Source organism: Bacillus sp. AMCV2 (assembly GCF_056033925.1).
In genome coordinates this window covers 3751055-3776395 of sequence record NZ_JBVYIB010000002.1, presented here as the reverse complement: position 1 = coordinate 3776395, position 25341 = coordinate 3751055, and the positions used below count along the sequence as shown (strand labels likewise).

24 protein-coding genes are annotated in these 25341 nt (G+C 45.8%); 19 read left to right on the top strand and 5 right to left on the bottom strand.

The genetic code is table 11. From position 1 onward, the window contains the following. Window positions 1-443: 443 nt before the first annotated feature. The 3 genes from rodA to AC0OMA_RS19460 all read left to right on the top strand — a co-directional run bounded on the left by rodA (window position 444) and on the right by AC0OMA_RS19460 (window position 3655). Window positions 444-1625 (top strand): cell shape-determining peptidoglycan glycosyltransferase RodA, encoded by a 1182-nt coding sequence (gene rodA / locus AC0OMA_RS19470; RefSeq protein WP_015384988.1) that lies wholly within the window; start codon window positions 444-446, stop codon window positions 1623-1625. Between the two features lie 105 nt (window positions 1626-1730). After that, the gene (nfsA, locus tag AC0OMA_RS19465) at window positions 1731-2480 is read left to right on the top strand and encodes an oxygen-insensitive NADPH nitroreductase (protein WP_043858905.1); all 750 of its coding nucleotides are present in this window, start codon (window positions 1731-1733) and stop codon (window positions 2478-2480) included. Window positions 2481-2653: 173 nt separating this feature from the next. Continuing rightward, window positions 2654-3655 (top strand): LLM class flavin-dependent oxidoreductase, encoded by a 1002-nt coding sequence (locus AC0OMA_RS19460; protein WP_015384986.1) that lies wholly within the window; start codon window positions 2654-2656, stop codon window positions 3653-3655. A gap of 37 nt (window positions 3656-3692) precedes the next feature. Here the strand turns inward: AC0OMA_RS19460 and vpr are convergent, their stop codons facing one another. Further along, window positions 3693-6113, bottom strand: coding sequence for a serine protease Vpr (gene vpr, locus AC0OMA_RS19455; RefSeq protein ID WP_015384985.1), 2421 nt, complete (start codon window positions 6111-6113; stop codon window positions 3693-3695). Between the two features lie 529 nt (window positions 6114-6642). On the opposite strand from vpr, the gene AC0OMA_RS19450 reads away from it, so the two are divergent. Beyond that, on the top strand, window positions 6643-6945 hold the full coding sequence (locus AC0OMA_RS19450) for a hypothetical protein (RefSeq protein WP_080030757.1): 303 nt from the start codon (window positions 6643-6645) through the stop codon (window positions 6943-6945). A gap of 39 nt (window positions 6946-6984) precedes the next feature. Further along, complete coding sequence (sacT, locus tag AC0OMA_RS19445; protein WP_003227423.1) at window positions 6985-7815, top strand: sac operon transcriptional antiterminator SacT; 831 nt, start codon at window positions 6985-6987, stop codon at window positions 7813-7815. A 38-nt stretch (window positions 7816-7853) separates the two neighbouring features. Here sacT and AC0OMA_RS19440 read toward each other — a convergent pair whose 3' ends face one another. Beyond that, window positions 7854-8624, bottom strand: coding sequence for a formate/nitrite transporter family protein (locus AC0OMA_RS19440; RefSeq protein WP_063334849.1), 771 nt, complete (start codon window positions 8622-8624; stop codon window positions 7854-7856). A gap of 301 nt (window positions 8625-8925) precedes the next feature. On the opposite strand from AC0OMA_RS19440, the gene scrA reads away from it, so the two are divergent. The 3 genes from scrA to AC0OMA_RS19425 all read left to right on the top strand — a co-directional run bounded on the left by scrA (window position 8926) and on the right by AC0OMA_RS19425 (window position 12089). Beyond that, window positions 8926-10311 carry a PTS system sucrose transporter subunit IIBC gene (gene scrA, locus AC0OMA_RS19435; protein WP_015384981.1) on the top strand — a complete coding sequence of 462 codons (1386 nt, stop codon included), beginning with the start codon at window positions 8926-8928 and terminating at the stop codon, window positions 10309-10311. After that, the gene (gene sacA, locus AC0OMA_RS19430) at window positions 10308-11747 is read left to right on the top strand and encodes a sucrose-6-phosphate hydrolase (protein WP_015384980.1); all 1440 of its coding nucleotides are present in this window, start codon (window positions 10308-10310) and stop codon (window positions 11745-11747) included. Before scrA ends, sacA begins: the two co-directional genes overlap by 4 nt. A gap of 93 nt (window positions 11748-11840) precedes the next feature. Continuing rightward, complete coding sequence (locus AC0OMA_RS19425; RefSeq protein ID WP_003243437.1) at window positions 11841-12089, top strand: hypothetical protein; 249 nt, start codon at window positions 11841-11843, stop codon at window positions 12087-12089. A 90-nt stretch (window positions 12090-12179) separates the two neighbouring features. Here AC0OMA_RS19425 and AC0OMA_RS19420 read toward each other — a convergent pair whose 3' ends face one another. Then, on the bottom strand, window positions 12180-12995 hold the full coding sequence (locus tag AC0OMA_RS19420; protein ID WP_474222354.1) for a bifunctional hydroxymethylpyrimidine kinase/phosphomethylpyrimidine kinase: 816 nt from the start codon (window positions 12993-12995) through the stop codon (window positions 12180-12182). 191 nt (window positions 12996-13186) lie between these two features. Here AC0OMA_RS19420 and AC0OMA_RS19415 point away from each other — a divergent pair, with 191 nt between their 5' ends. Together AC0OMA_RS19415 and AC0OMA_RS19410 are read left to right on the top strand one after the other, a co-directional pair. Beyond that, on the top strand, window positions 13187-13993 hold the full coding sequence (locus AC0OMA_RS19415) for a glycosyltransferase family 2 protein (RefSeq protein WP_474222353.1): 807 nt from the start codon (window positions 13187-13189) through the stop codon (window positions 13991-13993). 13 nt (window positions 13994-14006) lie between these two features. Beyond that, window positions 14007-14684, top strand: coding sequence for a uracil-DNA glycosylase (locus tag AC0OMA_RS19410; protein ID WP_322839984.1), 678 nt, complete (start codon window positions 14007-14009; stop codon window positions 14682-14684). A gap of 24 nt (window positions 14685-14708) precedes the next feature. Here the strand turns inward: AC0OMA_RS19410 and AC0OMA_RS19405 are convergent, their stop codons facing one another. After that, window positions 14709-16079, bottom strand: a complete 1371-nt coding sequence (locus AC0OMA_RS19405; RefSeq protein ID WP_015483861.1) for an aldehyde dehydrogenase — start codon at window positions 16077-16079, stop codon at window positions 14709-14711. Between the two features lie 165 nt (window positions 16080-16244). Between AC0OMA_RS19405 and AC0OMA_RS19400 the strand changes: the two genes are divergently transcribed. The 3 genes from AC0OMA_RS19400 to AC0OMA_RS19390 all read left to right on the top strand — a co-directional run bounded on the left by AC0OMA_RS19400 (window position 16245) and on the right by AC0OMA_RS19390 (window position 18337). Continuing rightward, window positions 16245-16562: a YwdI family protein gene (locus AC0OMA_RS19400; RefSeq protein ID WP_015483860.1), complete on the top strand. Its 318-nt coding sequence runs from the start codon at window positions 16245-16247 to the stop codon at window positions 16560-16562. A gap of 19 nt (window positions 16563-16581) precedes the next feature. Beyond that, window positions 16582-17904 carry a purine/pyrimidine permease gene (locus tag AC0OMA_RS19395; protein ID WP_015384975.1) on the top strand — a complete coding sequence of 441 codons (1323 nt, stop codon included), beginning with the start codon at window positions 16582-16584 and terminating at the stop codon, window positions 17902-17904. Window positions 17905-17965: 61 nt separating this feature from the next. After that, window positions 17966-18337, top strand: a complete 372-nt coding sequence (locus AC0OMA_RS19390) for a DUF423 domain-containing protein (RefSeq protein ID WP_003227446.1) — start codon at window positions 17966-17968, stop codon at window positions 18335-18337. Between the two features lie 43 nt (window positions 18338-18380). Here AC0OMA_RS19390 and gerQ read toward each other — a convergent pair whose 3' ends face one another. After that, window positions 18381-18926, bottom strand: coding sequence for a spore coat protein GerQ (gene gerQ / locus AC0OMA_RS19385; RefSeq protein ID WP_014481253.1), 546 nt, complete (start codon window positions 18924-18926; stop codon window positions 18381-18383). Between the two features lie 319 nt (window positions 18927-19245). On the opposite strand from gerQ, the gene spsA reads away from it, so the two are divergent. The 6 genes from spsA to AC0OMA_RS19355 are packed head-to-tail and all read left to right on the top strand — an operon-like array spanning window position 19246 to window position 25341. After that, window positions 19246-20016, top strand: coding sequence for a spore coat dTDP-glycosyltransferase SpsA (gene spsA, locus AC0OMA_RS19380; RefSeq protein WP_015384974.1), 771 nt, complete (start codon window positions 19246-19248; stop codon window positions 20014-20016). Window positions 20017-20020: 4 nt separating this feature from the next. Then, window positions 20021-21445: a CDP-glycerol glycerophosphotransferase family protein gene (locus AC0OMA_RS19375; protein ID WP_046340279.1), complete on the top strand. Its 1425-nt coding sequence runs from the start codon at window positions 20021-20023 to the stop codon at window positions 21443-21445. A 20-nt stretch (window positions 21446-21465) separates the two neighbouring features. After that, on the top strand, window positions 21466-22635 hold the full coding sequence (locus AC0OMA_RS19370; protein WP_015384972.1) for a DegT/DnrJ/EryC1/StrS family aminotransferase: 1170 nt from the start codon (window positions 21466-21468) through the stop codon (window positions 22633-22635). Then, window positions 22636-23505 carry a GNAT family N-acetyltransferase gene (locus tag AC0OMA_RS19365; RefSeq protein ID WP_015384971.1) on the top strand — a complete coding sequence of 290 codons (870 nt, stop codon included), beginning with the start codon at window positions 22636-22638 and terminating at the stop codon, window positions 23503-23505. Continuing rightward, on the top strand, window positions 23505-24626 hold the full coding sequence (locus AC0OMA_RS19360) for an N-acetylneuraminate synthase family protein (RefSeq protein ID WP_015384970.1): 1122 nt from the start codon (window positions 23505-23507) through the stop codon (window positions 24624-24626). Before AC0OMA_RS19365 ends, AC0OMA_RS19360 begins: the two co-directional genes overlap by 1 nt. Next, window positions 24619-25341, top strand: a complete 723-nt coding sequence (locus AC0OMA_RS19355; protein ID WP_474222351.1) for a glycosyltransferase family protein — start codon at window positions 24619-24621, stop codon at window positions 25339-25341. Before AC0OMA_RS19360 ends, AC0OMA_RS19355 begins: the two co-directional genes overlap by 8 nt.

Below are 25341 nucleotides of genomic sequence, written 5' to 3'. Positions count from 1 at the left end.
TGAGTTGTGTCTGTTTTGTGATTGTTTTTTGAACATTCTGTTACAATTATTATACCATGTTTTCCAGAAATTGATACGTGTTTTTGCAGAAATGGACTGGATCTATCGTCTTATTTTTTCGTTTAATGTGCTAGGAGAATGTATGGGCATGGGGCTCTGAATTTTTAGCTATTTCTATATGAGGTATCACATTATTTGGGAACATAACACATTATCGCATTCGTTTTTTAACAAATTCTATTGGTATGGCGTTTTTTTCATTTGAAAAGTTTTGTGTCAATCGAAACATTTCGGTTTATGATACGTCATATTTCGTGTAGCTGAAAAAGCGCCGCAAATGCTGAAAAAACATAAAAGGAAGCGAGCTTCACGTGTCATCTTGAACGTGGTTCATGTATAATAAACATTAGTGATTTTCCGATGAAAATGTAAGGCGGGATAGAATGAGTCGATATAAGAAACAGCAAAGCCCCTTTTACCAGGGGGATTTGATTTTTATATTTGGTGTGTTTTTTATTATAAGCGTAGTATCAATTTATGCTGCCGGTCAGTTTGGGCAGTATGGGAACACGGATTGGATTCAGCAAATTGTGTTTTATCTTTTGGGGGCTGTTGCCATTACAGTTCTTTTATACTTTGATTTAGAACAGCTTGAAAAGTTAAGTTTATATATTTTTATTATTGGTATTTTATCTTTGATTGTTCTTAAAATCAGTCCCGAGTCTATTGCACCTGTTATTAAAGGGGCAAAAAGTTGGTTTAGGATCGGTAGAATAACAATACAGCCGTCAGAGTTTATGAAGGTTGGTTTGATTATGATGCTTGCTTCAGTTATTGGAAAAGCAAATCCTAAAGGAGTTCGGACGCTTAGGGATGATATCCACTTGTTATTAAAGATTGCGGGTGTCGCAGTTATTCCTGTAGGTCTTATCTTGATGCAGGATGCTGGGACTGCGGGAATATGTATGTTTATCGTTCTTGTAATGGTTTTTATGTCAGGGATAAATTGGAAATTGATTGCGATCATAGCTGGTTCAGGTATCTTACTCATTTCATTAATTTTATTAGTAATGATAAACTTTCCTGACGTTGCTAAATCAGTTGGAATACAGGACTATCAAATTAAGCGGGTCACTTCTTGGGTGTCTGCTTCAAATGAGACACAGGAAGATTCAAATGACAGCTGGCAAGTTGACCAGGCCATCATGGCAATAGGATCTGGTGGTATTTTAGGTAATGGTATTTCTAATTTGAAGGTTTATGTTCCAGAGAGTACGACTGACTTTATCTTTTCTATAATAGGTGAGTCATTTGGCTTTATAGGCTGTGCAATTGTTGTCATCATGTTCTTCTTTTTAATCTACAGGCTTGTCGTTCTGATAGACAAAATACATCCGTTTAACCGTTTCGCTTCTTTCTTTTGCGTTGGCTATACGGCGTTAATTGTGATTCACACATTCCAGAATATCGGAATGAACATCGGCATTATGCCTGTTACCGGGATTCCGCTGCTGTTTGTCAGCTATGGGGGAAGCTCGACACTATCCACGTTAATCGGATTTGGGATTGTATATAATGCAAGTGTGCAGCTGACGAAATACAGAAGTTATCTTTTTAATTCTTAATATGCAGACAGCCTTTACAGAGGCTGTCTTTTTTTGTGCAGAGCATTTCACTTTTGAGATCACTTTTTTTCGGATATGATAAAAAGTGATAAGGAGGTTTTTGTGATGAATAACACAATCGAAACCATTTTGAACCATCGGTCAATCCGGTCTTTTACTGATCAGCTTTTGACAGCTGAAGAAATTGATACATTAGTGAAAAGTGCGCAGGCTGCGTCTACATCCAGCTATGTGCAGGCATATTCGATTATCGGGGTTTCTGATCCTGAGAAAAAACGTGAGCTGTCCGTGCTTGCTGGGAATCAGCCTTACGTTGAGAAGAACGGACACTTTTTTGTATTTTGTGCGGATTTGTACCGCCATCAACAACTGGCTGAGGAAAAAGGTGAACATATTTCTGAGCTGCTCGAGAATACAGAAATGTTTATGGTTAGCTTGATTGATGCGGCGCTGGCAGCGCAAAATATGAGCATTGCCGCTGAATCTATGGGGCTTGGCATTTGCTATATCGGCGGCATTCGGAATGAGCTGGACAAGGTGACAGAGGTGCTGCAAACGCCTGACCATGTGCTCCCGCTTTTCGGACTGGCGGTAGGCCATCCTGCGAACCTTTCTGGCAAAAAACCGAGATTGCCAAAGCAGGCTGTTTATCATGAGAATACGTATAATGTGAACAAAGACGATTTCCGTCATACTATGAATACGTATGACAAAACCATTTCTGATTACTATAGAGAAAGAACAAACGGGCAGCGGGAAGAAACGTGGTCCGATCAAATACTGAACTTTATGAAGCAAAAGCCGCGTACGTATTTAAATGACTACGTGAAAGAAAAGGGCTTTAATAAAAACTAAAGCAAACCTCTCCGTCTGGAGGGGTTTTTATGTTTCACGTGTAACATATTCCGACAAATAGGGACAGGCTTTCACAAATAAATGGCGAATGATAGGGGACACTGATAAGCAGTGTGAGCGGCTTTGGAGAAAAAATAGAAGATCAGTGATACGATGAGGATGAGGTGGTAGGGATGGTTTCATTAAGTATATTAGATCAATCTCCAGTATCAGAGGGCAGCAATGCAGAAACGGCCTTACAGCAAACCGTTGCGCTTGCCCAAGCTGCTGAGGACCTTGGATATAAGAGATTTTGGGTTTCTGAGCATCACTTTTCAAAACGGCTGGCAGGGTCCAGTCCTGAGGTGCTGATCAGTCATATAGCGGCGAAAACAAAGCGAATTCGTGTTGGATCAGGAGGAGTCATGCTGCCGCATTACAGTGCTTATAAAGTAGCTGAAAACTTTCGTGTTCTGGAGGGGCTGACACCAGGAAGAATTGACCTAGGGCTTGGCAGAGCACCGGGGGGAATGCCGATTGCATCATGGGCGCTGAATGACGGCGGTAAGCGCAATGCTGATCAGTATCCGCAGCAAATCAAGGAGCTGACCATGTATTTGCATGATTTGGCGGATGATAAACACCGTTTTCCGAATCTGACGGCTGCGCCGCATATTTCAACGGCTCCGGATGTGTGGCTGCTCGGCTCATCTGGAGAAAGCGCGTTGCTCGCAGCTGAATCTGGCGCTGGCTATATGTTTGCCCATTTTATCAATGGAGAGGGCGGAGAGGGTACTGTCAGACAGTATAAGAGACGATTCAAACCGTCTGTGTTAGGGAATACGCCCCGAGCGGCAGTTGCTGTTTTTGTTCTTTGTGCTGACACGGAGGAGAAGGCAGAGGAGCTTGGGGCTGTGCTCGATTTTACGCTTTTGGCAGGGGAGCAGGGTATTCCTTTAGAGGGAGTTCCTTCGTATGAAGCTGTTCGGAAAAATACGTATTCCCCTTATGAACAGAGACGAATTGCTGATAATCGAAATCGAATGATTGTTGGTACGAAAGAACAGGTTAAGAAGCAGCTGCTAGCTTTGAGTAAAGCGTATGAAACAGAGGAAATCATGGTGGTGACCATTACACATCATTTTGAAGACAAGCTCCGATCGTATCGCTTATTGCAGGAGGCGTTTGCTGACTGATCTTTAAAAAGCCCTGCCGATTCGGCAGGGCTTTTTCTTATTCAACAGTGAAAGGTTCTTCGGTCAAAACCTGGCTTGACTTGCCTTTGTTCGCGGCATATGCGAGCAAGTAATACTCTCCGGCCGGAAGTTTGGTTCCGTCATTAATCGTGCCGTCCCAGTCAAAGTACTGGTAACCTTTATCTTGGTTTTTATAAATGCCGGCTTGGCCTGCGAAATCAAGGTTGCTGTCATAGACGAGAAACGCCAGCTCTTCCGCTCCCGCAGGAAGGTAGGTTTCAATTTGATAGGTACCTTGTACAGACCCTTCGCTGACAGAGACAGATGTAACTCTCGGATAATCGGGCTCTTTCACAATCAGTAATGTAGGTACCTTAGCGACCGTTTTTCCGCCTTCTCTGACGATAACCGTTCCTTCATAGGTGCCAGCTTTTGTTTTCTTCGTATTGACCTTTACTTTAGCAGTGGCTTTCCCGGTTTGATGTGCCGGAATCACAACACGGCTTGTGCCGGATGTGGAGATGCCGCTGCCATTAAATGAGTATTCCAGTGTGTATGATTTTCTAATGGAAGATTGATTTTCAATCGTAAACGTTTCTTTTTTCGTTTCGTTTCCGTTTTCTTTCAAGAACGTGCCGTATGAATAGCTTCCAGGTGAGACGAGCGAATCGGCTTTGATTGCGTTCATGATTCTTGCGCTGCCTGCGCCTTGAGCGTTATGCGGATATACTTCCCCATCGCCATCCTTTAAAGTGACAGCGGTATTCATGATGGCGGCTTTAATCTGTTCAACGCTCCATTTTGGTTTGGCTTGTTTAATAACGGCAACCGCTCCGGCAATATGAGGCGATGCCATGCTTGTTCCTTGTTTTGATCCGTAGCCGTATGGATGGCCAGGATCGTGTGTTGGGATCGTGCTCACGATATTGACCCCTGGCGCGGAAATATCAGGCTTAATCATCCACGTATCCATAACAGGGCCGCGTGATGAGAAATCAGCGACTTGTTCACCGAGCGCTTTTGAGACCGTCAACTTGAATGTTGTTTTTGTCTCACCAGCTTTCAGGGCGCTGACGAGTTTTTCGCCGTCTTCTAATGAAAGCTTAATCGTTGGGACAGACATGCCTGGCACATTGGCTTCAATTTCTCCAGAGAGGTTGTTATACACAACCATGCCGATTGCACCGGCTTTTTTAGCGTTATCCGCTTTATCCACAAATGCAATGCTGCCTCGTTTGACAACGGCGACTTTGCCTGTCAGGTCTTTCCCTTGAAAATCCTTTTCTTCGCCGATTCCCGCTTCGACAAGCTCAACTTCTTTGTTATTGAGCGCTTTGACGTCGTCCTCTTTGTTATAGCCCATCACTTTTGCTGAAGAATAGGAGCCGAAAGTGACGGCGTATTCATTGAGCGGCAGCTGAGTCGCACCGACAGAAATCGCTTCTCTTGATGTGCCCGGCGATCCGACTGTCCAGCCGTTCGGTCCGCTGTTGCCGTTTGAGGTAACAGCGACAACGCCTTCTGACATGGCCCAGTCAAGCGCTGTGCTTGTCGCCCAGTCCGGGTTGTTTAAAGAGTTTCCGAGAGACAGGTTCATCACATCTGCCCCGTCCTGCACTGCACGTTCCACGCCCGCGATGACGTTTTCCGTTGTGCCGCTTCCGCCAGGCCCTAACACACGATAAGCAAGAAGTGTGGCATCAGGCGCTACGCCTTTAATTGTTCCGTTTGCAGCCACAGTTCCGGCTACGTGTGTGCCGTGGTCAGTCGCTCCGCCCCTCGGATCGCCTGTTGGTGTTTCTTTTGGATCGTAATCATTGTCCACAAAATCGTATCCTTTATATTGTCCAAAGTTTTTCTTCAGATCTGGGTGATTGTATTCAACCCCAGTGTCAATAATCGCCACCTTGATGCCTTTTCCTGTGTAGCCTAAATCCCATGCATCGTTTGCTCCGATATAAGGCGCACTGTCATCCATTTGCGGAGATACGGCGTCTTCGGAGATTGTGACGTCTTTATCCTTCATATTGTCTGTTTTATATGTGACGTTCGGGTACACTGCCTTAACGTCTTTTACCGCGAGAAGTTTTGGAATCTCATTAGCTGGAAGCTTCATAGAGAAGCCTGAGAATACCTGCTCATATTCCCGGTTTACTTTTCCGTTTTTCACCGCTTTGATTGCTTTGTTTTTTGCTTTTGTGCGAGCGGTTTTCAGCTTGCTTTTCGATTGGCTTTCTCCCGCTTCCTTCGCTTCTGCCAAGGATTTTTCTTTTAATTCCACTATAACGGTTGTTTTTTTGCTTGTCGTCATGTCGATATCACCGAATACCTCGGCTTTTTCCAGATCAGCCGACGTTTTTGAAGAAGCCGGAGCTGCCTGGACGCCCGTAATACCTGTGGATAACGCAAAAAATAAGACAAAACTTACAAGCAGAAAGCGAATGATCCCCTTTTTCAATGTGTTTCCCCCTTTGTATTTAGAAAAAATGTGAAAGATCTAGTATATATTTCTTGAAAATTCAAAAAAATCCTTGTGTCATTTGGACCATTTATTGGATTTTGTTTGTGTATAACGAAGGAGTTATACACAGAACCCTGTGTATAAGTGAATAAACCTGTGTATATATATAGTTAGGAATATATGTTCGTATACAAAATATAGATAGAGTTTGTGGACATGTGGATATCTCTTGTGATTAAGTTGTTCTTATCTTTGGGATAACTTGTGTATAAAGTTTTCAAAGCAGTTCTCCAATTTTCATTTCAATTCTTTCAGCTTTCAACAAAACTTCTAAAAACTAGTTGGTTTTTTCACTCATATTGTGACAAAGAATTCTCTTTCCACGGTCTATCATAGAGTCATGAGTTTTGCTAGAGCCGCTAGTTTGCGAGAAAAGAAATCGGCCGTCTTTTCTTGCGGGCCGCGGCTGAGAAAACGGGCTGCTAAAAAGGCTGCCTGCCAAAAAGAAGCGGAGGGATGTTTTTCTATGAAACGTTTGCTTGTATCTTTACGGGTGTGGATGGTCTTTTTGATGAACTGGGTGACGCCGGAAAGAAAAACTGCGGCTGCCGCGGTCTATTCGGCTCAGCGTACATACCAAAGAAAGGCGGCTGTGCAGGCCGCAGGACTCGTTTCGTTTTATGAGTGGCGGATGGCTGTGAATGAGGAAGAAAAGCAGAAAGCGAAAGCCGCCGCGCTTTATAAAAGAAGATGTTTGCAAGCCTTCAAGGAATCGCCAAAGCAGGAGAGAGCGGGCCCGCATCTTTACATGGCGGTCAAAAGGAGGTAAAATCCCAGTCAAAAGCAAATTGGCGGGAGAGATAACCTCTTGAAAATCTATAAAGTATTAAACAACAATGCGGCTTTAATAAAAGAGGATGATCAGGAAAAAATCGTGATGGGGCCGGGAATCGCTTTTCAAAAAAAGAAAAATGATCTCATCCCTATGAATAAAGTGGAAAAAATCTTTGTCGTGCGCGACGAGAATGAAAAGTTCAAACAAATCCTGCAAACACTGCCGGAGGAGCATATAGAAATAGCTGAGGATATCATCAGCTATGCGGAAGGAGAGCTCGCGGCGCCGCTGAGCGATCACATTCATATCGCGCTTTCCGACCATTTGTCCTTTGCGATCGAAAGGATTCAAAATGGGCTGCTTGTGCAGAATAAATTGCTGCATGAGATAAAGGCGCTCTATAAAAAAGAATACGAGATCGGCCTGTGGGCGATCGGACATGTAAAAGAGACATTGGGCGTGTCTCTGCCTGAAGATGAAGCGGGTTATATTGCCCTTCACATCCATACGGCGAAGATGGATGCGGAGAGCATGTATTCGGCGCTGAAGCATACGACCATGATCAAAGAAATGATAGAGAAAATAGAACAATACTTTAATCGAAAGGTGGATGAAAACAGCATTTCCTATCAACGCCTTGTCACGCATTTGCGATACGCGGTCAGCCGGTTGGAATCAAATGAAGCGCTCCATCGTATGGACGAGGAGATGCTTTATTTCATCCAAAAAAAGTATTCATTCGCCTATCAATGTGCGCTGGAGCTGGCGGAGTTTTTGAAAAATGAATATCAATTACATTTGCCGGAATCCGAGGCCGGCTATATCACGCTGCATGTCCAGCGTCTTCAAGATCTCTCGGAATAACCGCCTTGACTTGCAGGGAGTGATCTCTGGAAGTTTTTTTATTGATCAGGATTCAGTGTGTAGTACATCCAGCCCATCATGACTATTCCCGCGGTCAGATTGCCGAGCGTAACGGGAATTAAGTTTCTGACTGCTCCCATCAGTGTCACTGTATCAGGGTGCTCAATCAAAAGCGAGATGGCGAATGTGCACATATTGGCAATGCTGTGTTCAAAGCCGGAAATAAAGAAGCAGAAAACGAATAGCATCATGGTAAACAGCTTTGCTCCTTCTCCTTTGAGAGACATTGGAATGAAAAAGGCGAGGCACACAAGCCAATTGCACAGCATTCCTCTGAAAAACAATTCGGAAGCCGGCGGTTCCATTTTGTGCTCTGCCAAATGAATCAAAAAGGAATGAACAGAAGGCTCCTCAAAAAGTCCCGTCGCGCTGATCAGGATGGCAAACAGAATGGCGCCGATTAAATTGCCGGCATAGCTTGACATCCACAAGTACAGGGTGCCGCGCCAGCTGAGTTTTTTCCGAAGCGCGGTATAGGTGAAATAAAAGGTGTTGCCGGTAAATAAATCTCCGCCTCCGTAAGCAATCATCAGAATAGCGGCCCCGAAAGTGACAGCAGCTGCCGGAAAGGCAAACGGAGAATCAGCCATAAAGAAATAGCTGCCTGTTTTGCTTGCGGCTGTAATGCCAAAACCAATAAACATACTGGCTAAAATGGACCGAAGCACATAACGGATTTTGCTTGAAGCGAATATGTTTTGTTTTTTCAAAGCATACTGTTCAACCTTTTGCAATGCTTGAGTTTCCATTGTCTTTTCCTGCTTTCTTTCATGATTGAGCATAGTATAGCACGATATTGTGAAGTATTTCACAATTAATTTTTACGAATTTTTGTCTACATGTTTTATCAAACTATTTAACTAAAAAAATAGTTGACGAAAACGCTGTCATGTTTTATGATGAAAGCGTATTCTTAATCTGAATAAGCGGGATTGTGACTGGTAAAGCAGGCAAGACCTAAAATTTGCGTAAATGAAAAAGGATCGCTGTGTCCTTTATTCGTTGGCGAATTTTAGGTCTTTTTTGTTTAAATAAAAGGGGGAGAAATAGATGGATTACAAAGAGACTGCAAAACGCCTCATTGAGCTTCTCGGAGGGAAAGAAAATATTATCAGCGCGGCTCATTGTGCAACAAGACTGCGTTTAGTGATGAAAGATGAATCAAAGATAGATCAAGCACAAGTAGAAGAGCTTGATGGCGTCAAAGGAGCTTTCAGCAGCTCTGGCCAGTACCAGATCATTTTTGGAACAGGCCTTGTGAATAAAGTATTCGATGCCTTTTCTAAAGAAGCTGATATCGAGCGTGAAGAACACGTAAATCATCAGAATGCGGCAAAAGAAAAGCTGAATCCCGCTGCGAGATTTGCGAAAACGCTTTCTAATATTTTTGTTCCAATCATCCCGGCTATTGTAGCCAGCGGCCTATTAATGGGATTGCTGGGTATGATCAATGCGTTTCATTGGATGAGCAAGGATTCTGCGCTTTTGCAGCTGCTTGATATGTTTTCAAGTGCAGCATTCATTTTCTTGCCGATTTTAATCGGGGTCAGCGCTTCAAAAGAGTTTGGCAGCAATCCATACTTGGGAGCGGTCATCGGGGGAATCATGATTCATCCGACTCTTTTAAATCCATGGGGATTGGCGGAAGCAACACCTGATTACATGCATCTTTTCGGATTTGATATCGCGCTTCTCGGCTACCAGGGAACTGTTATCCCTGTCCTGCTTGCGGTGTATGTGATGAGCAAGGTAGAGAAATGGACGAGAAAAGTGGTTCCACATGCGGTAGATTTGCTTGTTACACCATTTGTTACTGTAATTGTCACCGGGTTTGTTGCTTTTATCGCGATTGGCCCTCTGGGCAGAGCGCTTGGTTCCGGCATTACGGTTGCTTTAACTTATGTATATGACCATGCCGGTTTTGTTGCGGGTCTGATTTTCGGGGGCACGTATTCACTCATCGTGCTGACAGGTGTTCATCATAGCTTCCATGCGATTGAGGCGGGGCTTATTGCAGATATAGGCAAAAACTACTTGCTGCCGATCTGGTCAATGGCGAATGTCGCACAGGGCGGCGCCGGGCTTGCCGTCTTCTTTATGGCGAAAAAGGCAAAGACAAAAGAAATCGCACTTCCGGCTGCATTTTCCGCTTTTCTCGGCATTACTGAGCCCGTCATCTTCGGAGTCAATCTGCGCTACCGAAAACCGTTTATCGCCGCGATGATCGGAGGCGCATTGGGTGGGGCATATGTCGTCTTTACACATGTAGCTGCAAACGCTTACGGGTTAACGGGTATTCCGATGATCGCCATTGCGGCTCCGTTTGGCTTCAGCAACTTGATTCACTATCTGATTGGCATGGCGATTGCGGCAGTGTCAGCGTTCATTGCAGCATTTGTCATGAAGATTAATGAGGATGAGGAGAGGAAAAAATGACAGCACATGACCAGGAGTTTCGTCGCCGGGCTTATGAAGAAGTGGAGAAAAAAGAACCTATCGCTGACAGCGATCCGCACCGCCAGCATTTTCACATCATGCCGCCGGTTGGGTTGCTGAATGACCCGAATGGCGTGATTTATTGGAAGGGCAGCTATCATGCATTCTTTCAGTGGCAGCCGTTTCAGACAGGGCACGGCGCAAAATTTTGGGGGCATTATACGACACAGGATGTTGTGAATTGGAAGCGGGAAGAGATTGCGCTGGCTCCGAGTGATTGGTTTGATAAAAACGGCTGCTATTCGGGCAGCGCTGTCACGAAAGACGATCGGCTCTATCTGTTTTACACAGGAAATGTCAGGGATCAGGATGGAAATCGGGAAACGTATCAATGCCTGGCTGTTTCTGATGACGGGCTGTCCTTTGAGAAAAAGGGTGTCGTCGCCCGCCTCCCTGAAGGATATACGGCGCATTTTCGCGATCCGAAGGTATGGGAGCATGAAGGCACATGGTATATGGTGATTGGTGCGCAAACAGAGAATTTGAAAGGGCAGGCTGTATTGTTTGCTTCTGATAACCTGACAGAGTGGAGATTTCTTGGCCCGATAACCGGAGCGGGCTTCAACGGGCTGGACGATTTTGGATACATGTGGGAATGCCCTGATTTGTTTTCCCTTCAAGGATCGGACGTACTGATTGTTTCGCCTCAAGGGCTTGAGGCTGACGGTTTCCGTTATCAGAACGTATATCAATCAGGTTATTTTGTCGGCCGTCTCGATTATAACAAGCCTGAACTGAAGCATGGTGAATTTACGGAGCTTGATCAAGGTTTTGATTTTTACGCGCCGCAAACACTTGAAGACGATCAGGGAAGGCGGATTTTGTTTGCATGGATGGCGGTGCCTGACCAGGATGAAGGGTCCCATCCGACGATTGACTATCACTGGATTCACTGCATGACGCTGCCGAGACAGCTGACGCTTTCAGGCCAGAAGCTGATTCAGCAGCCGCTGCCTGAGCTAAAAGCCATGCGCAGAAATGAGAAAAAAATACACATCAACATGCATGAATCATCTGGCGCACTTCCAGTGGAAAACCCTGAAAGAGCTGAGATTCTGCTGGAAGACATTCATACGGAGTCCGGTTTTTCAATCAGTATCCGCGGAACGGCTACGTTTTCCTTCTACAAAGACGAGGGGATTGTTACGCTGGAACGGACGAGCTTTGACGGAAAAAGAACAGAAGCGAGACATTGCCGCATCAAGGATTTGCATACCGTACACATGTTTCTCGACGCGTCATCTGTGGAAATCTTTATGAATAACGGAGAAGAGGTCTTTAGTGCGAGATATTTTCCTTTCCCGGGAAATCATGAAGTAACAGCCAGTTCGACCGGGAAATCTGAAATGAATGTCGGAATTTGGACACTTATGTAGAAAATCCTTCTATTTTCTTATGTGAAATCTGAGCCATCTGTGCTATTCTTCAACGATAACCTACTATTTTTTTCTGTAAAAGGAGTTGTTTTCTTGAATATACATGAACAGAAGATAACACCGGAATGTTTGGAAAAGGCTGCTAACCAAGTTGAAGATAAGCGGGAAGAATATAAGGATGTGCTGCTTCAGCTGAAAAAAATGCTTGGCGGAACAACGCCGCACAGTGAAACGGCGGAAATTCTCACGCGGGCATATGAACAAATGAAGGAATATGCACTTTTTGTTCAGTCGATAGAAACATTTTTGAGGAAATCTGCAAACAATTTAAAAATCAAATAAACAGGCTGCCGAGGGGATCGGCAGTTTTTTCTGTGAAAAGTCTTCGGTGATTTAAAAAGGGCTGCCTCTCTGTAAGGCAGCCCCTTTTGTTTATGATTGTTGATTCAGGCGCAGTGCAGAATGCTTCGTAGGACCAACATACTGGTTTAGCGGGAAGGATTCTTTAATGGCCGCTGTGATGAATTCTTTTGCTGCGTAAATGGCTTCTTTGACTTCCGCACCTTTGGCGAGCTCCGCTGTCACGGCTGCTGAGAACGTACAGCCTGCGCCATGTGTATAAGGCGTATCGATCATTTCGCTTTCAAGGACTTCCGCTGTTTCTCCGTCATAGAGAACATCAACGGCTTTCTCATGTTTGAGTTTGCCTCCGCCTGTAATGACGACATATTGAGCGCCGAGTGCGTGAATTTTTTTCGCGGCTTCGATCATATCGTCAACTGTTTTTAGTTCATCCATGCCGCTGAGCTGGCTGGCTTCAAACAAGTTTGGCGTAATGACAGTGGCTAGCGGAGCCAATTGCTCACGCAGGGCTTGGGCGTGCTCCGGATAAAGGACTTCATTAGCACCTTTGCAAACCATAACCGGGTCAATTACCACATTTTTTAATTGTTTTTCTTTGATCGTTTTTGCCGCAAGCTCGATAATGTCAACGGTTGGCAGCATTCCTGTTTTCATGGCGTCCACACCGATGCCGTCCGTAATTGTTGAAAGCTGGGCGCGGATTGTATCAGTATCGATCGGGAATACCTGATGGTCCCAGCTGTTGTTTGGGTCCATCGCAACGATCACCGTTAAGGCGGTCATCCCGTATACGTTTTTTTCTTGAAATGTTTTTAAATCAGCTTGAATCCCAGCACCGCCGCTGGAATCTGAGCCGGCAATGGTGAGTGCTTTATGCATAGACATGTCTTGAACCTCCATCGTGTTTTGTCTTTCATTATAGTTAGATTTTCTCTGTATCACAATATAGAAGGCTTAGCAATTCATCTAGTATTTTCATTATCACCTTATCCTGTTTCAGTAGGATATTCCCACTGATCTCCCGTCCAATATATGTTTTAATAGTACATGACTATGAAAATGAGAAGGAGAGCATCATGAACATTTCTATCGTAATTGTGACCTATAATCGGATTCCGGCTTTGTGTGAGCTTTTGGAGTCGATTTCCCGCCAGACCTTGAAGCCGTATGAAATTATTATTGTGAATGATGCCGGGGAATCGGTCGTGCCGGTCAAAGCACTTTATCCGGAGCTGCCGATTGCTGTCATCAATTTAGAAAAGAACTCGGGGCATGTGGCTGCGAGAAATGCCGGTGTAAAAGAGGCGTCTGGCGATTGCATTATGCTGTGTGATGACGATGATTTCTTTACGCCAGGGCATGTGGAAAGAATGGCGAAGGAAATAGAAACGGCAGATTTCGTTCATTCTGATGCGGAAATTGTCTCGTTTGAAGAGAAAAACGGAACAAGATATCCAGTGTCACGGAAATTGTTTGCTTATACCGCTGACTATGAGGATATGAGAGTGTTTTCTACATACGTGCCGTCGGGCAGCATGTACAGACGTTTTCTGCATGATGAAATCGGGTATTTCGATGCTGATGTGCACAATTACTGGGATTGGGATTTTTATCTGCGCGCAGCCAAGGATTACCGGGTGAAGCGTGTCCCTTGCGCCAGTGTGATTTATGCCTTCAGTGACGCGGGAGACAATCAGTCTGCGGACCTTGGCGCCAAGCGGAAGCAATATTTGGATCGGTTAAGTGAAAAGCACGGACTCGGGGAGCTGCCGACGAAAAACTTTGCCGTCCTGCTTGAAGAGCCTGAGATGAAGAGGCGGGAAGCAAAAAGTGAAATGGTTTGGGATGGCGAGCCTGTATATTCCAGACTTCATCGTTCGTAAGGGGGCCTGAATCTTGAAACAGCTTTTACAAGACAGCTGGTGGAATCAGCTAAAGGAAGAGTTTGAGAAACCGTATTATCAAGAGCTCAGAGAAATGCTGAAGAGGGAATACGCGGAGCAAACGATTTATCCGGACAGCCGGGATATTTTCAATGCGCTGCATTATACATCATATGATGATGTCAAGGTCGTCATTCTGGGACAAGATCCGTATCACGGGCCGGGACAGGCTCAAGGTTTAAGCTTCTCTGTCAAGCCCGGTGTAAAGCAGCCGCCTTCGTTAAAAAATATTTTTCTTGAGCTGCAGCAGGACATCGGGTGCAGCATCCCGAATCACGGGTCGCTTGTCAGCTGGGCAAAGCAAGGCGTTCTTTTGCTGAATACTGTGCTGACAGTAAGGCGCGGACAGGCGAATTCCCATAAGGGAAAAGGCTGGGAGCGACTGACGGACCGAATTATTGACGTGCTGAATGAAAGGGAGCGGCCGGTTATCTTTATTTTGTGGGGAAGGCATGCCCAAGTGAAAAAAGAACGGATCGACACCTCCAAGCATTTTATCATTGAATCGACGCATCCCAGCCCGTTTTCGGCGAGAAACGGATTTTTCGGGAGCAGACCGTTTTCCCGGGCGAATGCCTATTTGGAGAAAATGGGAGAGGCGCCGATTGATTGGTGTATTAAGGATTTATAAAAAGCGCAGGTTATCTGCGCTTTTTTATTTGAGTATTTTTCGAATCATACGCAGCCCGTTTTTGGAGGAAGGATAACGAAATGCGAAGTCGAAGCGGTTCGTTTGTTTGACGACGCTTTTTTTGTGCGTGAATGTGTTAAAACTGTCAAACCCGTGATAGCTGCCGATGCCGCTTTCCCCGACGCCGCCGAATGGCAAATACGGCGTCGCCACATGCATTAAAGTATCATTGACACAGCCCCCGCCAAACGACAGATTTCCTAAAACAGCGCGCTCAATTTCTTTGTTTATGGTGAAGAGATACAGGGCGAGCGGCTTAGGGCGCGATTGGACTTTTTCAATGACTTCCCCGATATTGAGGTATGTAAAGAGCGGAAGAATCGGCCCGAAAATCTCCTCCTGCATCACTGGAGAGTCATCTCTCACTTGTTCGAGAATGGTCGGCGCAATTTTGTGATGATTGGGATCAGATTGTCCGCCTGTGAGTGGGATGCCGTCATTCAGAAAGCTGAGCAGCCGCTGATAGTGGCGCTCACTGACGATTTTGCCATACTGCGGATTCTGTTCCGGCTGAGGGCCGTAAAATTCTATGATCGCACGCTTCATTTCTTCTGTGAGCTTCGTTTTGATGTCCTCGTGTACAAATAAATAATCCGGTGCGATGCAGGTTTGTCCCGCATTTGTAAATTTCCCGAAGACGATGCGTTTGGCGGCAAGCTGAATGTCAGCATCTTTATGGACGATGCAGGGGCTTTTGCCGCCGAGCTCCAAGGTTACGGGAATTAATTGTTTAGCGGCGGCCTCCATGACGATTTTTCCTACAGCTACACTGCCTGTAAAAAAAATGTAGTCAAAGGGCTGCTGTAATAATGCTGTGCTGACGTCGGGCCCGCCTTCTGCCATAGCGACATAATCGGTCGGAAAAACGCTGCTGATGAGTTTGGAAAGAATAGCAGAAACAGCCGGCGTATATTCTGATGGCTTGAGAACGACCGTGTTCCCCGCCGCAATGGCTCCAATCAACGGAGAAAGCGCCAGCTGCAAGGGATAGTTCCAAGGCGCAATCACCAAAACGGTTCCATACGGCTCAGGAATGATGATGCTTTTAGAGCCTAGATGAGTCAGCGGCGTTTTGACTCGTTTCGGCATGGACCATTTTCTCAGCCGTTTCATGACAAAGCTGATTTCCTCCAAGACAATTCCGATTTCTGTTGAGTATGCTTCTTGCTCGGATTTGTGGAGATCCTGGTAGAGAGCGGCTATGAGATCGGCTTCATGAGTTCTGACGGCTTGTTTCAGCTTCCGCAAAATGTTCAGTCTCGATTCAAGCGGTCTCGTATGTCCCGCCGCAAAATAGGCTTTATGCTTGCTGATGATAGAGGGGATGCTGTTCATTCCGTCTCTCCTTTTTGTAAGGTATGGTGATTTATTATGTGAAAAATCTCTTCTGCTTGTCAATCGCAAGGTTTGTCAGAAAAAATAACAAACTCATATCTGCGTTTACAGCAGGAATTTGATAAAATGCAGGAAGACAACATTTATTTTTTTGGAGGGTGCTTCATGAACATTCATATATCTGCATTAATTCAAAAGATGGAAGAGGAGCTGAAAAAAGCAAAAACAGCTGAACGGGATGAGGAGCTGAAGCGTTATGTAGCGGTTGTCCGTTCTCTGTGTGATGTCGTGCTTGATCAGCCGGAGAACGCGAGCGGGCCCCGCATACAGCCGAGCGTTACGACAAGTCCTGCCGCGCCGCCATCGACAGACCAGCTGATGATGGAAAAAATGATGGGGAGCGCGGGATTAAACAAATATCGAAAGCAAGAAAAAGAGAAGCAGGAAGAGGATGGAAACGGAGAGTCTTTATTTGATTTTTAAAGAGAGAGGTTGAGCTTACGTGAAATTGGTTCTTGGCGCGCTGCAATGGACAGCGTTTATCATTGCTGCGGCGATAGTTGTTCCGGTGGCGGTTGCCCAGTCGTTTCATCTGGATCACTCAGATTCTGCGAGATTAATTCAAAGCACTTTTTTTGTACTGGGAATTGCCGCCGTCATTCAGTGTTTGAAAGGCCACAGACTGCCGATTAATGAAAGCCCAGCCGGCTTGTGGTGGGGAGTGTATACGATTTACGCAGGGCTGACGGGAACTGTGTTTGCGACATATGGAGACACACTGCGGGGGTTGCAGGGAGCCCTTCTTGTAAGCGCTGTATGTTTCTTTTTGTTAAGTGTTTTCAAGGTCATTGACAGACTTGCAAAATTGTTTACTCCGGTTGTAACGGGCGTCTATTTATTGCTTCTTGTCATGCAGCTGAGTCAGCCCATTATAAAAGGAATTCTCGGAATCGGTTATCGACAGGACGGGGTGGACGGTCTTGTATTTGGCCTGGCGCTTGTTGTGATCGCTGCCGCCTTTATAATGACAAATTCGAACATCATGTTTTTTAAGCAATATTCTATTTTATTAGCCTTGTTCGGCGGATGGGTGCTGTTTGCGGCTGCCGGAGCGGCAAAGCCGATTGAAATGCCGGACCGGCTGTTTCAGCTGCCTTCCCTGTTTCCTTTTGGGACACCGTTATTTAACAGTGGCCTGATCATCACTTCTATTTTTATTACCATCTTGCTGATCGTGAATATGCTGGCGAGCATGAAGGTCGTGGACATCGCCGTGAAAAAATTCAGCAAACAGCCTGATGGAAAGCATCATGAACGCCATGCCGGTTTTGCCGCTTCATTCAGCCATCTGCTTAGCGGTTTGACGGGAGCTATTGCGCCTGTTCCGATTTCGGGAGCCGCGGGTTTTATTGAAACGACCAAAATGCCTTCTAAAAAACCGTTTATGCTCGGCAGTATTCTGGTTATCGTGATCAGCGTGATCCCGTTTTTTATGAATACGTTTGCGAGCCTGCCGTCACCCGTTGGATTTGCGGTGAATTTTGTTGTGTTCTCCGCAATGGGCGGTCTGGCCTTTGCCGAATTTGATTCATATGAGAAAGAAGAATCAAAAAGGGTGAGGTCTATCATCGGCATCTCGCTGCTGACAGGGGTCGGTATCATGTTTGTTCCTGAAACTGCGTTAAAGGGATTGCATCCGGTATTTATTTCTCTATTAAGCAACGGGCTCGTATTAGGGACGCTTGCTGCAATAGCAGCTGACCAGTTCCAGCTTTGGCGCAGGAGAAAATCCGACAATCTCGTGTCAACAGAGAACAAACATTGAATTTTGGTGCAGGTGCGATAAGATAAATGATATGAGTTTAACGAAAAGGCGGGAGAGATAGATGAAAGTTTTTATCATATTAGGGGCCATTAATGCCCTGCTAGCCGTGGGACTCGGAGCATTCGGCGCTCACGGATTAGAAGGGAAAATACCTGATAAATATCTTCAGGTTTGGCACACAGGCGTGCAGTATCATATGTATCACGCCCTTGGGCTATTCGTTGTCGCGTTTCTGGCTGATAAATTATCCGGCATAGGCAGTGTCACGACAGCCGGCTGGCTGATGTTTGCGGGAATTGTGCTGTTTTCCGGAAGCTTATATATTCTAAGTGTGACGCAAATCTCCATTCTTGGAGCGATCACCCCGCTCGGCGGTGTGGCGTTTATTATTTCTTGGATTATGATCGTTGTCGCAGCCGTCAAATATCTATAAACAAAAAAGCCAATCCTCATCATATGAGTGATTGGCTTTTTTCTTATCTTGGCGAATAGGACGCCATGGAATATGGATACGTATAAGCAATTTCTTCATCAAATGTAATGTAATCGAGGTAGATTGTCAGGAGCAGGTAGCGTGTTCCTGATTTCGGGTCGCTGATAATAATGTGATCCCGGCCCGCAGCTTCGATGACGCCGCGAAAAATCTTCGAGCCCCATTCCTTGCTGTTTTCAAATGTCATATAAATGGTGGCCGTTTTTCCCCGATTCAGGCGCAAAATATTCTCGATGTAAGATTCCTCAACAGGCAGCATGCCGGGAACGCTTTGGCCCGGTCCTGACGGTGTAGGCCCCGATGGAATTTGAAAACCGCCGCCCTGCTGCTGGCCCGGGAATCCAAATCCCTGCTGTCCTTGTTGTCCTTGCTGTCCCTGCTGCATTGGCATCATTGGCTGCATCCCCATTGGCTGCATTTGTGAGCCTTGGCCTTGCTGCGGGTACGGGTTGGCACCAAACTGAGGCTGATACCCCTGCATATTATCAAATGCCTGCATTTGCTGATATTGATTTTTTTTCGGTTTCATATCGTTCCTCCTTTTTATGAAAACCATTCAAAACATGTTCTGGATGTATAGGTGAACGCTCCGCGATGACTCACCTCCGATGGAAAACGATCTTAGTCGCTGGTGCGATTTTTATCTCTTTCACCTTATGAGGCTGATGCCTGGATTATGCTGAAAAAGAACAGCGGACCGATCAGATTTCGCTCTGGGCAGCCGCTGTTTTTCAGAGACACACACAAACTTTTCGCATATTGGTTTGTATCCCTAGCGCAACTTGAGCATAAGCAACATAAGATAACGATAGTTTCAGGTGTGAAGTTCCAAGAAGGAGGTGTAGGATTTGCCGAAAGTATCAGTCATTATGACGAGCTATAACAAAAGCGATTATGTGGCAAAGTCCATTTCTAGCATACTCTCACAAACGTTTTCAGATTTTGAATTGTTTATTATGGATGACAACTCCAATGAAGAGACGCTGAATGTAATCCGTCCTTTTTTGAATGATAACCGAGTGCGTTTTTATCAAAGCGATGTATCTGGAGTGAATGAAAGAACAGAAAAAACGAGATACGCTGCACTGATCAATCAGGCGATTGAGATGGCGGAGGGTGAATATATCACCTATGCGACGGATGACAACATCTATATGCCGGACCGCCTCCTGAAAATGGTGCGGGAGCTCGATACCCATCCTGAAAAGGCTGTGATTTACTCAGCCTCCAAAACCTATCATTTAAACGAGAATCGCGACATTGTAAAAGAAACTGTCAGGCCTGCCGCTCAAGTGACATGGAACGCGCCGTGCGCAATCGATCATTGCTCGGTTATGCACAGGTATTCGGTGCTTGATAAGGTAAAGGAGAAGTTTGGCTCCTATTGGGATGAAAGCCCGGCGTTTTACCGTATAGGAGATGCCCGGTTCTTTTGGAGAGTCAATCATTTTTATCCGTTTTACCCGCTGGATGAGGAGCTGGACCTGAATTATATTACCGACCAATCGATTCACTTTCAGCTGTTTGAATCAGAAAAAAATGAATTTGTCAGGAACCTTCCTCCGCAGCGAAATTGCCGAGAACTGCGTGAATCATTAAAAAAGCTTGGAATGGGGTGAGAGCTTGTCGGCCTATTTAAGCAATTATTGGGTGCTGTACCGGAAGTACGTGGAGCTTTTTGACAAACTTCGCTACAAAGGGATTCCGCTTGGGCTTATCAGTAATTTTTATCAATACATCAGTCCTGAGCTGAGGGTGATGATGGAAGAAGAACCGGAATTATTCGGATCGGTGGATCAGCATATCGATGAGGGACAGATTCAGCCGTTTTTTGAAGAAAGAATCCAAAAAATCGTAAAAACAAATGACGAACCTGTTAAAGGGAAAGTCATTTTGCACTTTGATTACCTGCGTTTTTCAAACGAAAATTACTATCAATTTGATCCTGAAAAAACGGCTGTTTTGGCCAGATGGAGTTTGCCGGATTATTGTGATCTGCCTGTAATTAGCAAGCGGGAGATTGCGGATTCATGCCAAAAAGGCGATTCGAAGCAGTATCTCGAAACAGCCTGTTCGCTTCTTGCCCCTTATGATGATCACCCGGCATTTGGTGATCAAGCGTTTCGCGACCGGCTTTTCAAAGATATTCCTTTATTTATAGAGGCCATTGATACAGTTGATGCGCTGTTTGAACAGGAAAAGATTTCAGCTGTTATTGTCGGAACGGCAGAAGACATTTACAGCAGGGTGCTCGCTCTCATGTGTCAAAGAAAAGGGGCCGTCAGCATTTGTCTTCAGCATGGCGCATTGATGGGAGATGAAGCCTTCATTCCTGTTTTTACAACCTATCAAGCTGTATTTGGTGCGTATGAAGCAGAGTGGTTCATGCGAAAAGGCTGTAAACCCGAGCAGATTCTCGTAACGGGACATCCCCGCTTCGATCAGATTTTTAACAGAACGCCTATGGATATGTCCATATTCTATCGAAAACTTGCTTTTCAGCCGACTAAAAAAATTGTGCTCATTGCCACTCAGCCCTTTTCAGAAGATTTTTATTCCGGTGTGCTGCAGGGGCTTTCTGATCAGAAGCAGCTGCAGATTATTATCAAACCCCACCCGTGGGAAATCGGAAAAAACAAGCTTGATCTGTATCACGAGGCGGCGAAAAAACATAAAGCATGCAGAGTCATCAAAAAGGAGCTGGAGCTTTATGATTTGCTGCCGTATGCTGATGCCGCAGTGACGCAGACCTCGACAGTCGGTCTTGAAGCCATGCTGTTTCAAAAGCCTGTGCTGATCGGAAAATCGTCCGGAAATCGCTCGTATCCGTATTATGAGTCTCTTGGCGATTTTATGTTTGACCAGCCGGATGAACTTGCGCAGACCTTGGTTGAGGTTCTTCGAAGTCCCGGCGTGCATCAAAAAGCAGAAGAGGCGCGCCTGGCATTCATAGCGGCTAATTATCCGGTGGCAGAATCAACAAATGCTTTATTTGCGGAACTGAAAGCCAAAACAGGAGTTGATTACAGGCGGGAAGATACTGAATAAAATGATAGGAGCGCAAAGAAATGGTGCAAAAGAGAAATCATTTTCTCCCTTACTCATTGCCGTTAATCGGTAAGGAAGAAATTCAGGAGGTTACAGAAACGCTTGAATCGGGATGGCTCTCTAAAGGCCCGAAGGTTCAGCAGTTTGAAAAAGAGTTTGCCGCGTTTGTCGGGGCGAAGCACGCCGTGGCGGTGAATTCATGTACCGCAGCTTTATTTTTGGCTTTGAAAGCAAAAGGGATCGGGCCCGGGGACGAGGTCATTACCTCTCCGCTTACGTTCAGCTCGACTGCCAATACGATTATTCATACGGGAGCGACGCCTGTGTTTGCGGATATTGACGAAAACACGCTCAATATTGACCCGGTAAAGCTTGAGGCGGCCGTCACACCGCGAACGAAAGCAGTTGTGCCTGTCCACTTTGGCGGGCAGTCCTGCGATATGGATGCAATATTGGCTATTGCCCAGAATCATGGTTTATTCGTGCTGGAGGATGCGGCACATGCGGTATATACGACTTATAAGCAAAGAATGATCGGTTCTATCGGGGATGCAACGGCATTCAGCTTTTACGCCACCAAAAACCTCGCGACAGGGGAAGGCGGCATGCTGACGACTGATGATGAGGAGCTTGCCGATAAGATCCGGGTGCTAAGCCTTCACGGCATGAGTAAAGCCGCATGGAACCGTTATTCTTCAAATGGCAGCTGGTACTATGAAGTCGAATCGCCCGGCTATAAGATGAATATGTTTGATTTGCAGGCGGCCCTCGGACTTCATCAGCTGAAACGGCTGGATGATATGCAGAAACGGAGAGAAGAGATTGCCGGCCGCTATCAAACCGCTTTTCAGCAGCTTCCTGGGCTGATCACGCCGTTTGTCCATGATGACGGCAGGCACGCCTGGCATCTATATGTTCTGCAAGTTGATGAAAAAAAGGCCGGGGTTACGCGCAGCGAAATGATTACGGCTTTAAAGGATGAGTACAATATCGGCACTAGCGTTCATTTTATTCCAGTACACATTCATCCGTATTATCAAAAGCAATTTGGATATAAGGAAGCGGACTTTCCGAATGCCATGAATTACTATAAACGAACCCTTTCTCTCCCGCTCTATCCATCAATGTCTGACGACGATGTACATGATGTCATTGAAGCTGTGCGGGATATCGTAAAAGGGGCTGATTAAGTGTATACGGTAAAAGAAAATGTCTCCAAAGAGTTGATTGAGGAATTTCTCCAAAGCAGAAAGCTTACACTGGATGTTCCGTATCAATTTTCCCTCGGCCTTTTTGAAAACAGCAGGCTCCAAGGCGTATTGCTTTACGAAGATTCTTTGTGGGAAAGTAAGGTGCTTCAGAAGAAAGTCATGAACGTCAAACTTCTGGCGGCAAATAGTACCGGGCAGCTAAAGAGGCTGTTTGAAGCTTTTTATACTGTACGCCAAATGGATGAAACGGATTTTATCTTTGTCCGTGTTCCGGCTGAAGATATCGGAGCCGCGCATGTGATACAACAGCAGCCATCCTCTTACTTTGTCGGGAGTTTGCTGAAGCTGGCGATGCCTCCGTCTTTTTATGACAAAACACCGCCATTTTTTGAACTGGGCCCGCCTGAGCCCGGAGACACAGAAGCGATATGTGAGCTGGCCCGAGACTCGTTTACAAAAAGCAGATATTTTCAGGATCCTCATCTCAGCCGCGATGCAGCAAACAAAATATTTCAGGAGTGGACACGAAACAATCTGAATGGAAGGGCGGCGGTCAATATTGTCGCTAAACACAATGGCGAGGTCATCGGCTATCTTCAGGGCTTATCAAAAGATGATGAGTGCATTCTCGATTTGATGGCTGTAAAACCGGGATTTGAAGGAAAACGTATTGCGTTTCATTTATTGGCGAATCTCATAGAACAACCGGAGATCCAGAAGCATAGAACGGTAACAGCGGGGACGCAGCTTCACAATGTAAGGGCGATCCGCCTTTATGAACGAATGGGCTTCACCGCTGAACAATCGTATTACTATTATCATATTTGGCCGGGCAAGGAGGCGAAATAATGGCAGCGTTTCAGATCGCGAATAAAACTGTAGGCAAAGACGCTCCTGTTTTTATTATTGCTGAGGCGGGGATTAATCATGACGGGAAGCTTGATCAGGCTTTTGCGCTGATTGACGCCGCGGCGGAAGCGGGAGCGGATGCCGTGAAATTTCAAATGTTTCAGGCTGATAGAATGTACCAGAAAGATCCTGGTTTGTACAAGACGGCAGCGGGCAAGGACGTCTCTATTTTTTCTTTGGTTCAATCTATGGAAATGCCTGCTGAGTGGATTTTACCGCTATTGGATTACTGCCGTGAAAAGCAGGTGATCTTTTTAAGTACGGTATGTGACGAGGGGTCAGCTGATCTGCTTCAGTCTACCTCGCCGAGCGCTTTTAAAATCGCATCCTATGAAATTAACCATCTCCCGCTGCTCAAATATGTCGCTCGGCTGAACAGGCCGATGATTTTCTCGACAGCCGGAGCTGAAATCTCTGATGTTCACGAAGCTTGGCGCACCATCAGGGCAGAGGGAAACAATCAAATTGCCATAATGCATTGTGTGGCGAAATACCCAGCACCGCCGGAGTACAGCAACCTCAGCGTCATTCCGATGCTTGCCGCCGCTTTTCCTGAGGCGGTAATCGGCTTCTCCGATCATAGCGAGCATCCGACAGAAGCGCCGTGTGCCGCGGTTCGGCTCGGAGCAAAACTGATAGAAAAGCATTTTACGATCGATAAAAATCTGCCGGGTGCCGACCACTCGTTTGCATTAAATCCGGATGAATTGAAAGAAATGGTCGATGGCATCAGGAAAACGGAAGCTGAGCTGAAACAGGGGATCACAAAGCCGGTCTCTGAAAAACTGCTTGGCAGTTCATACAAAACAACAACCTCCATCGAAGGAGAAATCAGAAATTTTGCATACAGAGGCATTTTTACAACAGCTCCGATTCAAAAAGGTGAAGCCTTTAGTGAAGACAATATCGCAGTGCTTCGGCCCGGACAAAAGCCGCAGGGGCTGCACCCGAGATTTTTTGAACTGCTGACCAGCGGGGTTCGGGCTGTAAGAGACATTCCGGCCGACACAGGCATTGTCTGGGATGACATTTTACTGAAGGACAGCCCGTTTCATGAATGATATTCTCTTTATCATTCAAGCCAGAATGGGTTCAACAAGGCTTCCGGGAAAAGTGCTTCGGCCGCTCGGATCGAATCGTTTACTTGATATTCGCGTTCACCGTGTCCGGCAAAGCGCATTTTACCAAAAGGATCGGGATAATCTTGTCATCGCCACGTCTGACAAAGAAACTGACGACATATTAGAGGCGCACTGTATCAAACAAGGCTTTCGTGTTTTCCGCGGGAGCGAAGAACGTGTCCTCGATAGGTTTGTGAAGGTCATAGAAGCTGTTAAACCGTCAGTCCTCATCCGGTTAACGGGTGATAACCCGTTTGTCGATCCGGAGCTGCTCGATGTAATGATTAAGGCGCATTTTGATCAAGGCTCGGATTATACGTATATCCTGAATGCCCCATTAGGGATTTGCGGCGAAGTGGTCAACGCCAACCTGTTAATTGACATCAGCCGTATTCAGGCTTTGGAGGATCAATATCAGAAGCATGTCACGTTATATATAAGGAATCATCCAGCTCTTTATCGTGTTCAGTTTTTAGAGGCGCCGGAACGATTTCGCGCCCCTCGATATCGGCTGACCATTGATACAAAGGAAGACTATGAATCGATAAAGGCCCTCTATCAAAAAGCAGGCGAGCGCCCCGATGTATCCGCCTCAGAGCTTATCACCCTTCTGAACCGGAACCCCGATGCGGCAACCGAACGAGAGGCTGAATAG